The sequence below is a fragment of the Belliella marina genome (assembly GCF_042682445.1).
GTDB classification, from domain to species: Bacteria; Bacteroidota; Bacteroidia; order Cytophagales; family Cyclobacteriaceae; genus Belliella; species Belliella marina.
In genome coordinates this window covers 286908-299832 of the sequence record NZ_JBHUHR010000045.1, presented here as the reverse complement: position 1 = coordinate 299832, position 12925 = coordinate 286908, and the positions used below count along the sequence as shown (strand labels likewise).

Annotated in this window: 8 protein-coding genes; 7 read left to right on the top strand and 1 reads right to left on the bottom strand. The window is 40.7% G+C overall.

Translation table 11 applies throughout. The features are described 5' to 3' along the window. Window positions 1-222 precede the first annotated feature (222 nt). The 7 genes from ACFSKL_RS18220 to ACFSKL_RS18190 all read left to right on the top strand — a co-directional run bounded on the left by ACFSKL_RS18220 (window position 223) and on the right by ACFSKL_RS18190 (window position 12015). Window positions 223-855: a response regulator gene (locus ACFSKL_RS18220; protein WP_376888078.1), complete on the top strand. Its 633-nt coding sequence runs from the start codon at window positions 223-225 to the stop codon at window positions 853-855. A 155-nt stretch (window positions 856-1010) separates the two neighbouring features. Then, window positions 1011-1640 carry a hypothetical protein gene (locus tag ACFSKL_RS18215; RefSeq protein ID WP_376888076.1) on the top strand — a complete coding sequence of 210 codons (630 nt, stop codon included), beginning with the start codon at window positions 1011-1013 and terminating at the stop codon, window positions 1638-1640. Window positions 1641-2083: 443 nt separating this feature from the next. Beyond that, a complete protein-coding gene (locus ACFSKL_RS18210; protein WP_376888073.1) occupies window positions 2084-3313 on the top strand; it encodes a serine hydrolase domain-containing protein in 1230 nt (409 codons plus the stop codon). A 463-nt stretch (window positions 3314-3776) separates the two neighbouring features. Further along, complete coding sequence (locus ACFSKL_RS18205) at window positions 3777-4355, top strand: flavodoxin family protein (protein ID WP_376888071.1); 579 nt, start codon at window positions 3777-3779, stop codon at window positions 4353-4355. Window positions 4356-5193: 838 nt separating this feature from the next. Then, window positions 5194-6552 (top strand): MFS transporter, encoded by a 1359-nt coding sequence (locus ACFSKL_RS18200; protein ID WP_376888069.1) that lies wholly within the window; start codon window positions 5194-5196, stop codon window positions 6550-6552. Window positions 6553-6570: 18 nt separating this feature from the next. Next, window positions 6571-10083: a molybdopterin-dependent oxidoreductase gene (locus ACFSKL_RS18195; RefSeq protein ID WP_376888067.1), complete on the top strand. Its 3513-nt coding sequence runs from the start codon at window positions 6571-6573 to the stop codon at window positions 10081-10083. Between the two features lie 474 nt (window positions 10084-10557). Further along, on the top strand, window positions 10558-12015 hold the full coding sequence (locus tag ACFSKL_RS18190; RefSeq protein WP_376888064.1) for a rubredoxin: 1458 nt from the start codon (window positions 10558-10560) through the stop codon (window positions 12013-12015). A gap of 96 nt (window positions 12016-12111) precedes the next feature. Here ACFSKL_RS18190 and cobA read toward each other — a convergent pair whose 3' ends face one another. Next, window positions 12112-12873 carry a uroporphyrinogen-III C-methyltransferase gene (gene cobA, locus ACFSKL_RS18185; protein WP_376888063.1) on the bottom strand — a complete coding sequence of 254 codons (762 nt, stop codon included), beginning with the start codon at window positions 12871-12873 and terminating at the stop codon, window positions 12112-12114. Between the last annotated feature and the right edge of the window lie 52 nt (window positions 12874-12925).

Below are 12925 nucleotides of genomic sequence, written 5' to 3'. Positions count from 1 at the left end.
CGACAGTCAAAAGGCTGAATAAATCCTTTGCAGGAAAGATTTAATAAGACTACTGGCAAAGAAGCGTATAACCATGTAATGAAATATGCTTTTCGATATAAAGTAGAAATGTAGTTGAAATGAAATTGAAACAGAAAGACCAAAGGGTTGTCTTACTGGATATATTTCAATAATAGTTTTACCATGGGTATATTTCTATAGCATTTCGGATCAAAATTGGCAATGATGACCATCAAGACTTTAATATACGAAGACAATGACCTCCTAAGGGAAAGTATCAGCAGTATGGTGAAGCTCAATGGAAGTATGGTATTGCTTGGGGCTTTTGGGCATGCGAATGAAGTGGAACAGGAAGTAAAAACGCTGAGACCAGATTTGATCTTGATGGATATTGAGATGCCAGGTAAGACAGGGATTGAAGCGACCAAGATTGTCAAGCAACTTTTTCCGGCCACTTTGATTCTGATTCTGACAGTTTTTGATGATTCTGAAAATGTACTGAATGCCATCAAGGCAGGCGCTTCCGGTTATTTGTTAAAAAAACATATAGCATCCAGATTGTTTTTTGCTGTGGAGGAAATCCTAGAGGGAGGTGCCCCCATGTCACCTGCAGTAGCGAAACTTGTGGTCCAGTCCATGCAAAAAGCTACCAGTTCCCATAGTTATGGATTGACAGATAGGGAAAAAGATGTATTGCTTTCACTCAGTAGGGGGAACAGCTTCAAGCTGATAGCAGCGGACTGCAAAATCAGCATTGATACTGTCAGAACCCATATCAAAAAAATCTACGAAAAACTTCAAGTTCATTGTCAGACAGAAGCCGTTTCGAAGGCGATCAATGAAGGGCTGGTTTAAATTCCCAAGTTTTTTCCAGGTTGATTTCTTCAGCATTTTAAGGAATCAATTTAAGGTTGGGAATTTAACAATTCCCATTTTTCCATCACATGATTAGGGTATGGACAAGCGTTCGATTTAAAGGTAAATTTGATCCAAATCAATTTTTGGAAATCATGAAGCATACCCTAAAAAGAATCTTGAGTCTTGTTTTGCTATTGTATTTGTTTACTTCCTGCGATAAAGGGAATGACGAAGAACCTCAACCAAATGTTGATTTGTATGATATCCTGGATTTTCTGACACCTGATGAAAATGAAATCATAAAACAAAATGCCTCAGCTCTTTATTTGGATGGTTCCCCGCCGGATATTTCAGGGGTTTTCAGAATCCAGCCCATCGTTCACTTTGATAGTCAGGGAGGGCATGAGGAAGGGACAGTCCTGTCAGCAACATTCTGGCATTTCTCTGAAATAGATGGTACATCCATCAAAGTATCCTCAAGAAATGTCTGGGGAAATAATACTGTAATCCAAGGTGAAAACAGTTTTATCAGGGGTATGGGGAACCAGTTTACGGTCTTTACTACATTGAGAAGGGTCGCCAATTTAAGTGGCAATGTGGCTGAGGTCAAATTCATGATTTCTGGGACTTTCTCTGACAATAATATCAAGGGTTGTCAAATGTCATTGATTGTGACAAGGAATGACGCTCCAAGTGATGGATTGTCGGCGCCTGTAGGGACAGTTAGGATTTTCAAACCTGTCGATGCCACGAGGTCAAATGCAACAGGGCTTGGGTCTTGATTGCAACAGAAAAAAATTAAGGAGGTAGGGTAGTAGGTTTACGTGAAATATACCCAGAAATCTCCCATGATTAGATTAAACCCAAAGTTAAAAATGCATTAAAATTTAAATATAGGTGCTTTGTCAGTTACAGCTTCTAGATGGAATCTTCCAAATAAGATATCCTTCCACTTTTAACTTTCAACCACCATCTATAGTAATGGAATGTATGATGCTCTTCTTTTTGTCAATTTTTTAAACCCGTTTTTTGTATCACATGATTGTGGTATTTTTCTGTATTTCAATGTGTTGTATCTTTGGTGAGATCAAAAAATACATTTTTATCAAGTTTTGATCTTTAGAAAGTTTTAGGGCTGACACGGTTTTTAGTGTTGGGAAAAATTGTAATGTCATTAAACCGAATCTTTTAATTATCGGGATAAAAAATCTAACCACAAAAAATCATGGCAAGGAAATTAACAAATCTGACAGACATCATGACGAGCCTTAAGGTTTCGGATAGTGAGATCAAAAACCACCAAATCAATCCAGAGAATGTTAGAAATATTCTAGCAGATACTGGATATGAAGAAGCAAAAGTCCCTCGAAAGATAACTTTAGCTCGGGTGAGAAGTAAACCAAAACTGGATTCAAATAAGTTTGTAAATAGTATTCACAATTATTTCAAAGGAAAAGTGCCAGGATATGCTTTTCAGTTGAGAAAAGGAGGGGTACCTCATCAAACGCTAATCTGGGATTGGGCTAGGAGACCTGTCGATGCGGGAACAGGATGGTCATTGGATACTAGAATGCATATAGCAAGTGTGAGTAAAATGATCACAGCTATCGCTATGTATAAGTTGCTGTCTGAAAAGAAAATCTCTCTTGATGCAACCATTGTCAATTACCTACCCACTTATTGGAAAAAAGGGAATAATGTGAGCAAAATCACATTCAGAAATCTACTTAATCATACCTCAGGATTTGATACAGGTGATTCCAAATCGGATTTCAGCACAATGAAATCAAGGGTCAGTGCGGGGGTATCACTTACCGGAACTGTTGCTTTGGGCAAAGGGAAATACGCAAACATGAATTTTGGATTATGCAGAATCCTAATTCCCATTATCAATTCAGATATCAACAAGAATACACGATTCAATCTCCCACCTCTTGGGGCAGCCATGGAGGATTCCATTTGGGATTCCATCACCATTTCTGCCTATCAAAAATATGTGCAATCAAAAGTTCTCAATCCAGCAGGAGTGAAACCAGCAGGATTTGTACCAATGCCATTTATTGGTGCTTTAGCCTATAATTTGGCTCCGATCAACAAAAAGGGTTGGGATTCAGGTAATTTGAAATCAATGAGTGGAGGGGCTTCATGGAGGCTCTCTGTCAATGAAGTATTGGATGTCATGAATCATTTGAGAAGAAAAGGTACTATTTTATCAAAAATAAGAGCGAATTATTTGCTGGAGCAAAAATTGGGACTTGATTGGAATGTTGAAACCCCGGCTGGAAAATGGTACTCCAAAAATGGACGCTGGACAAATACAACTGTAGGTACAGAACAATGCGTTGCAGCTTTTTTACCAGAAGATTATGAATTGGTGATCTTTGTAAATGGGCCACTACCAAACCCTGGGCTGATGAATACAATGTATGATCTATATACAAAATCACTTGTGTGATATCTCCTTTCGATCCAAATCTGCTGATAATTGGCTATGCTCGAAAAGTATGTTTGCATAGAGTTAGAAGGATTGATTTTGAGAAAAGGACAATAAAGATTAGATAGTAATCTACTCTGCGAATATAGAAGCATCAGAAAGTCTAAGTTCTATTGCCACTGATTGCTTGGGTTGAGTTGATTAAGTATTTACTTGATCAACTCAACCCATTTTAGAATATTTACCATTGAATCAATATTCTCCAAATAGGCATATGAACTTATATGTTTAACATATTTATAATAGCTATCTTGCTTTGAATTGAAATGGCGAACCATGAAAATGGGCAAAACTCATTTTGAAGAGAGATCGCTTATCAAAAATAAAAATTAATGGATTCAATGAAGACTTCAAAGGATTTATAGGGGGGCAGTAATACTTTATGGCTATCATTGTACAACTGGTGATTTAGAAAATTTAAGTAATGATGAAATATAGTAACCAAGTATATGTTTTTTTTATAGTTCTATTGAGTTCTATAGAATTGTCATTTGCACAATCTTCGCCCTCTATCCTCATTACTTACCATACAGAATCAGGCAAAACCCAAACCATGGCCGAAGCTGTGGCTAAAGGAGTTCAGGAAATTGGAAATGTGGATTTCATTCTAAAACCAATTTCAGAAGTAAAGACTGAAGAAATCTTAAATGCTTCCGCAATCATACTGGGTTCTCCCGTTTACAATGCCAATATGACACCTCAAGTTCAGGGATTTATCAATTCATGGCCATTTGAAGGAAGACCTTTGAAGGATAAAATCGGAGCTGTATTTGTCACAGGAGGAGGTTTCTCAATAGGTGAAGAGGCAGTCATGTTTAGTATGATCCGCTCCATGATGATCCATGGGATGGTGATAGTAGGAGGGGATTCGATAGAGTCGGCTTTTGGGGCTTCGGCGATTACTGGTGAAGGAGAATATGAAGAAAAAGAAGTGCAGGATATTTTTTTGAAAAAGGCAGAAGGTCTTGGTAGAAGAGTTGGGGAGATGGTTGCAAATAAGTAATTGTACTATTTTTTTAATAACAAATAGGGAGTCTCTACCACAATAAAAAACTTTTGCGTACCCTCGTGTCCATTGCAGCAGGTAAAAATTAGCAGCAAAGGGCGCAGAGGTTCGCAAAGGAGGTTTTGGGAGATCCTGTTTTCCCGGATTGAAGTTGGTTAGAATCCCTTTTATCTTCATTCTATTGAAGAATAAAGCAACACTACCGGAACAGAAAATCTTTGCGTACCCTCGTGTCCATTGCGGCAGGTAAAAATTGGCAGCAAAGGGCGCAAAGGTTCGCAAAGGAGTTTTTGGGAGGTCCTGTTTTCCCGGATTGAAGTTGGTTAGAATACCTTTTATCTTCATTCTATTGATGAATAAAGCAACACTACCGCAACAGAAAATCTTTTCGTACCCTCGTGTCCATTGCGGTAGGTAAAAATTGGCAGCAAAGGGCGCAAAGGTTCGCAAAGGAGTTTTTGGGATGTCCTGTTTTCCCGGATTTGTGTGGGTTAGAATCCCTTTTATCTTCATTTTATTGAAGGATAAAGCAACACTACCGCAACAGAAAATCTTTGCGTAACCTAGCGCCCTTTGCGGCAGAAGAATTAAAGTGTCCAACTTTTCCAAATTGATTTTTGAACTCTGAACATAAACGCTTGGGGTCAACATGGCTTCCATTTTCATTTTTGTAAGTTTAAATACTTATCACTACTTAAAATACTACGTAAATAATTTAAATAAAATAAGTAATAATACTTATTTTTGGATTTACTTTATTATCTTGCCAATCAGTTGACAAGCCCAGGATTTCAAACTGTATAAAAATAAGACCTACAACCAAAACCTATTAGACATGAAAAATCTTTCAAAAAAGGCTACTAGCATCGATTTGTTGAGTTTTAAGACTCCTCAAATGAAGGCATTCCATCTATCATGGATTGCATTCTTTCTTTGTTTTTTTGGCTGGTTTGGCATCGCACCCTTGATGGCTGTAGTGCGGGAGGAGTTGGATTTGACCAAAACACAGATTGGTAATATCATAATATCCTCAGTAGCAGTAACCATCGTAGCTAGGCTGTTTATTGGCTGGTTGCTGGATAAGATTGGGCCAAGGATTACCTATACTTATCTCTTGATTTTGGGCGCCATTCCTGTGATGCTGATTGGTTTGAGTAGTAGTTATGAAAGTTTTCTGTTGTTTAGGTTGGCTATTGGAGCGATCGGAGCGGCATTTGTAGTTACCCAGTATCATACTTCGGTCATGTTTGCATCAAATATCGTAGGGACTGCCAATGCCACTTCTGCGGGATGGGGAAACTTAGGTGGGGGAGTTACGCAGATTGTAATGCCTCTGTTTTTTGCAATGTTCGTTTCATTGGGATTTCTTGATTTTCAAGCTTGGAGGTTTGCAATGGTTATTCCAGGGGTTTTGATGGTAATATGTGGTATTTTGTATTACAAGCATACCACTGATTTCCCAGACGGAAACATGAAGGATCTGTATAAGTCCGATGCGGCTTTCAGAAAGGAAAAGGAAGGGAGTAAAGGTTCATTCAAAAAAGCCCTAAAAGATGTAAGAGTATGGGCATTGTTTCTGATTTATGGAGCGTGCTTTGGCATAGAGTTGACAATCAATAATATTGCGGCCATCTATTACCATGATTACTTCAGCCTAAATTTGAAAACTGCTGGGTTGATTGCTGGGTTGTTTGGGATTATGAATTTGTTTGCCAGATCTACCGGTGGTTACTTTGGTGACAAGGCCGGTATCAAGTGGGGGTTAAAAGGAAGGGTTTGGCTATTGGGGGCAGTTTTGTTCCTCGAAGGGATTTCTTTGCTTGTTTTTTCACAGATGACGGTGTTGTCTTTGGCAATAGGCTCCATGATTGTATTCAGTTTGTTGGTACAAATGGCAGAGGGCGCGACCTATTCGGTAGTTCCTTTTATCAATAAAAAAGCCATTGGGACAGTTTCTGGAATAGTAGGGGCAGGAGGCAATGTAGGGGCGGTCATGGCTGGTTTCTTGTTCCGATCCGAAAATTTGTCCTACCCTGATATTCTTTGGATTCTTGGTATTGCCGTTACGGTGATTTCTTTCACCGCACTTGCAATCAAATTTACTGTCAAAGAAGAAGAAAGTGCAGCTACTGAGTTGGATTTTATCACTGAGTCCAAGGCTGTGCTGGAGCCATCTTTTGAAATGGAGAAATAAGAAATTACTAAAAACACCATGAAACCAGATCGATTCAAGAGTACCTGTTCCTATTGTGGAGTGGGCTGTGGAGTAGTAGTCAGTCGTGATTCCAAAGGAAAGATTAAGGTCGAAGGGGATGCGACACATCCTGTAAACCAGGGTATGTTGTGTTCGAAAGGCATGAACTTACACTACGTGGTGGAGGATAAATCCGACCGTCTGACCTCTCCGCAAATGAGATGGGGAAAGGGTCATGACCTGGTAGATACCGATTGGGATACTGCTTTGGATAGGGCTGCTGCTGTATTCAAGTCACTTATAGAAAAATACGGGCCTAATTCCGTTGGGTTTTATGTCTCAGGACAATGTCTCACCGAAGAGTATTATTTGATAAACAAACTTGCCAAAGGTTTTATCAAGACGAATAATATCGACACGAATTCAAGGTTGTGCATGAGTTCTGCTGTCATGGGCTATCAGCTGACCTTGGGTGAAGATGTAGTCCCAGTCAGCTATGAAGATATTGAGTTGGCGGACTGTTTTTTGGTAACTGGAGCAAATCCAGCTTGGTGTCATCCGATCATTTGGAGGAGGGTAGAGAAACACAAGGAACTCAATCCGGACATAAAAGTGATTGTAGTAGATCCAAGAAAGACCCAGACCTGCCAGCTTGCCGACCTGCATTTGCAGATCATACCCGGTACGGATGTGATCTTGTATCACGCAATTGGCCGCTGCCTTATTGAGAGAGGCGCTGTGGATATTGGTTTTATAAATGGCCATACAGATGGTTTTGAAGCCTATAAGCAAGAAGTGATGAAAACTTCGCTTGAGGATGCTTCGGAATTGTGTGGGGTGAAAATTACAGATATACAACTTGCCGCTACTTATATTGAAGACGCCAAAGGGTTTTTGACCATGTGGGCGATGGGGCTCAACCAAAGTGCGGATGGGGTTGACAAAAACCTAGCTTTGATTGATCTTAACCTGATCACAGGGCACATTGGCAAACCGGGTTCGGGTCCATTTTCCCTTACTGGCCAGCCTAATGCCATGGGGGGTAGGGAAGTAGGTGGGATGGCTACCATGCTGTCTTCGCATCGAAAGCTTGCAGACCCCAAACATAGACAGGAAGTTGCTGCATATTGGGGGGTAGATCATGTTCCATCTGAGCCGGGGCTTACAGCTACTCAAATGATAGAAGCTTTGGAGTCTGGCAAAATGAAAGCGGTATGGGTGATCTGCACAAATCCGTTGGTAAGTCTTCCAGACTCGAATAGGGTCGAAAATGCATTGAAAAACGCAAAATTTGTCATTGTTCAGGATATTTCTTCCAAAGCATCCGTGATCCCCTATGCAGATTTGGTTCTGCCAGCTGCTGGTTGGTCTGAGAAAGAAGGGACGATGACCAACTCTGAAAGGAGGATCTCTTACCTCAACAAAATAGCAGATGCTCCCGGAATGGCTTTGCCTGACGCAGAGATTATTCTGCGGTTTGCAAAGAAAATGGGCTACAATGGGTTCGAATATGATTCTATGGGCGATGTTTTCCGTGAACATTGCCAATTGACCAAAGGGACCAATATAGATATATCAGGATTGGACTATGATATTCTCAAAACAAAAGGGACTGTACAATGGCCTTATGTATCGGAAGGGCAAAGTCCTGTCAAGAGGCTTTTTGAGGATGGTAAATTTTATACCCCAAATCAAAAAGCCCAAATAAAAGTTTGTGCTTCAAAGGCTTCAAATGAGCCTGTCAGTCCAGATTTTCCATTGATCCTTACCACAGGTAGGATTAGGGATCAGTGGCATACCATGACAAGGACCGGAAAAGTCAACAAGCTCAACCAACATATACCCAAGCCTTATCTAGAGATCCACCCTATAGACGCAGAGGCCAGAGGAGTAAAGGAAAATGACACTGTTATCGTACAGGGGCATAGGGGCAAAGTAAAAGTACCTGCAAAAATCACAACCGATATTCGTCAAGGTGTGGTGTTTTTGCCAATGCATTGGGGAAAGACATTTGGGAGTGATTTTTCCAGAACGAATAATTTGACCGGAAATACCATTGATCCCATATCAAAACAGCCGGATTTCAAGTATTCAGCTGTCCAGGTTGATAAGTTCAAGAAGGTCAGGCAAAAAGTCATCGTCGTAGGTGCTGGTGCAGCCGCTTATAGGTTCATTCAGACATACAGGGAGATGAATTCGCTTGATGAAATCCATGTGTTTTCGCAAGAAGAATACCCGTTTTACAACAGGGTGCTACTTCCTGATTATGTGGCGCAACATAAAACTTGGGCAGATCTCCAGAAGCTCAAATCAGGAGAGCTGGATAAGATGGGCGTGGAGCTTTATGTGAAAAATGGGATTGTTTCCATTGACAAAACAGCAAAAATGGTTATCGACCAGAAGGGAGAGCAACATTGTTATGATATTTTGGTGGTGGCGACAGGTAGTAGGGCATTTGTTCCTGCTGATGTTCCAGTGCATTTCCCAGGAGTATTTACTATGAGAAACAGAAATCACGCCGATGACCTGGTAGAATACCTGGGAGGTGATGGACATGTGGTCATAGTGGGTGGAGGTTTGCTCGGCTTGGAACTTGCTGCTTCGCTTCGTGAAATTGATATTAAGGTTACCGTGATCCAGCTTGCTTCGAGGTTGATGGAAAGGCAACTGGATCCGGTGGCTAGTTCTTTGCTGAGGGAGAAGATAGAAGAAATGGGCGTAGGTTTGTATCTCAACAACCAAGTCTATAAATTGGAGCAGATGGAAGGCAAAAATGAGATGAAGGTATATCTCAAAAGTGGGGCGATCATTGACTGCTCGGCGGTGGTGTATGCGATAGGTACCCGTCCAAATATAGAATTGGCCAAAGAAGGTGGGCTGTCTTGTGGGATGGGTGTGAAAGTCAATCAGTACATGCAGACATCTGATCCCGAAATATTCGCAATGGGTGAGATAGCGGAATACAATCAGCGACTCAATGGCATCACAGCTGCCGCAGAGCAGCAAGCTGATGTCGCTGCGAGATTTATCAATGGAGATGAGTTGAGTAGCTATCAAGGAACGGTTCCGATGAATATTCTGAAGTTTTCTGATTTGGATTTGTGTTCAATTGGGATTCCGGAGATTCCTGCCAACAAGGACGGGTATGAAGAAGTCTTGCTGATGGATACTTCCCAGGGATATTACAAAAAATGTATCGTATATCAAGATAAGCTGGTTGGCGCAATACTTCTGGGAGATAAATCCGAGTTTGCGGAGTTCAAGGCTTTGATTGAGGATCAGATAGAACTGTCGGATAAACGTAAGGAATTGCTGAGGGGAAAATCTTCCCAAACTCCTCCTATTGGGAAATTAGTATGTACCTGTGGTAATGTGGGACAGGGCAATATCGAAGAGGCAATTGAAAATGGAGCTTCAAGTCTTCAGAGTATCTGTCAGAAAACAGGTGCTGGACTGGGATGTGGCAGTTGTAAACCTGAGATCAAAAACATACTTTCACAAATAAATGATTTGGAGGCACTGGTTTTATAGCCTTTGGTAAGATGGTTCTGTATATTTAGATGTGAGACGGCACAAGAGTCAAGAAGCAAAGCTTGTCCCGGTGACTATCGGGAAGACAAGAAACGAGAAACTAGAGTCAAGACACAAGATGCAAGACGTGAGATTCAAGACAAAAGTATGCTTTCAACAACTAGGTCACCTCGAGGTAGGAGAGGTCTCGTCCCGTCTATGGACAAGTAAGTGAAAAATAAAAAGTAAGTATAAATTTCAGTTCGAGATTTCTCTCTAAATTCGAAATGACCACCAAGTCACCTCGATCCAGAAAGCATTCGGGATTGAGGTCTCTTTTCTTCGACTATGAGGCATTTTAGAGGATTGAAAACAAAAGAAAAACAATAAGAAAAAGCGTCAAGTTAAATCATGACGAGAAAAACCATTAACCCAATAACTAATCAACCAATAACCTAATCTACTAATAACCAATTAACCATTCAAAAAGATATAATGGCGGAAAATTTAGTTTTACAAAGTCCAATAAAGAAATCTGACTTGGTTCGTGTTTTTGTAAAAGGAGGGATTGTTTCTCCTGGGGATTTTAATAAAATCGTCCAAATAGCATATGAACAAGGCAGTTCCTATATCCATCTTGGGTCAAGGCAGGATATACTTTTTCCTGTAAGCAAGAAGAACGTGGAGGCTTTGGACATGACTTTTCAGTCTATCAATACCGTATATGACACAGATGGTGAAGCATTCCAAAACATTGTTTCATCATATACTTCCTTGGATGTCATGCCGACGACCCATTGGTTGGCTTCCCATATTTACCACTATATTCTGGATACATTTGATTATCAGCCGAAGCTGAAAATCAATATCACGGATCCTGTTCAGAATCTTGTCCCTTTGTTTACGGGAAACATTAATTTTGTCGCTTCCAACCAGGAAAATTACTGGTACCTGTTTTTGAGGTTTTCCGAAATAGACCATAAGCCCTGGTGTGCCCCCATGTTGTTTTTCGGTTATGACCTGGCATTGCTTGCAAAAAAAATCGAAAGCCTAGACCCATTGGAATCCAAGCTTGGGTATTCGGAGATTTTCAATAAAGCCATGGAAGGGCTGAATCTCAACTGCCATACTTTGGAGCAGGAGTTGCAATATACAGAAACAACTACACCGTATTACGAAGGGATGAACAGGATAGCAGGAGGGAAATATTGGCTTGGGCTATATTGGAGAAACAACCGATTCAGCATCAGTTTCCTCAAGGCTTTGTGCAAACTTTGCTTGGAGACGAATATCGGAAAATTAAGCTTGACTCCTTGGAAATCTCTTATTGTGAGGGGGATAGCGGAAAAGGATAGGTTGAGTTGGGAGAAGCTCTTGGGGAAATACGGTATCAATATCAGACACTCTGCCTTGGAGCTGAATTGGCATCTGCCAGTGTTGGACCAAGAAGCCTTGGAGATCAAAAATTTTCTTGTGAGGGCATTGGACAAGCAGGATATCAGTACCTACGGTTTGTCTTTTTCTGTGAAAATCAACCACATGGTGCTATTTACATCCATCGTTGTAGAGAAATGTAAACCCATCAAAGAAAAAGAACCAGATTCATTCAATATTCTGTACTCAAAAGATTTTAACCCTAATTTGTCCGAGTATTTTTATTTTGTGAAAAATGTACCGCTATCAGCTGTTCCGGCTATATTGATTGAATTGAGCCAAAAGTACTATGAACAGCTTGATGCAGCCAAACCAGCTCCAGAGAAAAAGCAGGAGCTTGGAGTGCCAAAGGAAAACAAAATGAAAAAATACCAATGTTCATCCTGCCTGACTGTCTATGACGAGGAGGTGGGTGACCCTTCCTCCGGGATTGCCAAAGGGACATCTTTTTTGAAGCTTCCACAAGATTATACATGCTCAGTATGTGACAATCCCAAGTCAGCATTTCGCCAAATCTAAGTGCAATTCATTCTTTGTTGCACTTAGATATGGGGAGGGGTTTTGGTTATACCAAATTCTTTGCTTTGGTATAACGTTTCTATTTTGGTCAATTGGTTATATGAGAGCATGTTCTCTGTGGGATATTACATTGGTCTCCAGTTTTTCATTGATCACTTTGCCAATGATGATGATTGCAGGAGTTTGAATTTGTTCTTTTTCTTGCAGCTCTTCTATGTTTTTCAAGTTCCCGTACAGGGTTCTTTGGTTGGGCAATGAGCCGTTTTGGATCAAACCGATTGGTTCTTCTTCACCTCTTTCTTTCTTGAAGATCTCTACAATATGCTTGAGTTTGCCCACACCCATCAAGATGACTACCGTTGCTTTGCTTTTCGCCGAAGTCGAGATATCTTCCGATACCGTACCGTCCCTTAGCGTGCCAGTGACTACCATGAAGCTTTCGTTGACCAGTCTTTTTGTAATTGGGATGCCAGCCAAACCGGGAACCGAGTAGGCGCTGCTAATCCCTGGGATGTAAGTGGATTGAATCCCAAAGGCTGAAGCATACTCCATCTCTTCATGTCCCCGACCAAAGATAAAAGGATCTCCTCCCTTCAACCTGACTACATGTCCCATGGAGTTTGCATAGCCGACTATCATTTTATTGATTTCGATTTGTTGTTTTTGGTGCAGGCCAGATCTCTTGCCTACGTATATTTTTAGGCAATCTTCTGGTGCATAGGCTAGGAGTTCTTCATTGGCAAGTGCATCATATAATATTACATCTGCAGTCTGTAAAGCTTTCAGTCCTTTTAAAGTGATCAATTCAGGGTCTCCCGGCCCTGCTCCAACCAATGTAAGTCTTGCATTTGGTTTCATATATTTCTTGTCTAAGTAATTCAGAAAATAAATTTAAGTAAATTTACGTAAT

Coding starts and splice junctions, on each gene's coding strand:
- cobA (WP_376888063.1), bottom strand. CDS start 12,873: ATGAAACCAAATGCAAGACTTACATTGGTTGGAGCAGGGCCGGGAGAC.
- ACFSKL_RS18190 (WP_376888064.1), top strand. CDS start 10,558: ATGGCGGAAAATTTAGTTTTACAAAGTCCAATAAAGAAATCTGACTTG.
- ACFSKL_RS18205 (WP_376888071.1), top strand. CDS start 3,777: ATGATGAAATATAGTAACCAAGTATATGTTTTTTTTATAGTTCTATTG.
- ACFSKL_RS18200 (WP_376888069.1), top strand. CDS start 5,194: ATGAAAAATCTTTCAAAAAAGGCTACTAGCATCGATTTGTTGAGTTTT.
- ACFSKL_RS18215 (WP_376888076.1), top strand. CDS start 1,011: ATGAAGCATACCCTAAAAAGAATCTTGAGTCTTGTTTTGCTATTGTAT.
- ACFSKL_RS18195 (WP_376888067.1), top strand. CDS start 6,571: ATGAAACCAGATCGATTCAAGAGTACCTGTTCCTATTGTGGAGTGGGC.
- ACFSKL_RS18220 (WP_376888078.1), top strand. CDS start 223: ATGATGACCATCAAGACTTTAATATACGAAGACAATGACCTCCTAAGG.
- ACFSKL_RS18210 (WP_376888073.1), top strand. CDS start 2,084: ATGGCAAGGAAATTAACAAATCTGACAGACATCATGACGAGCCTTAAG.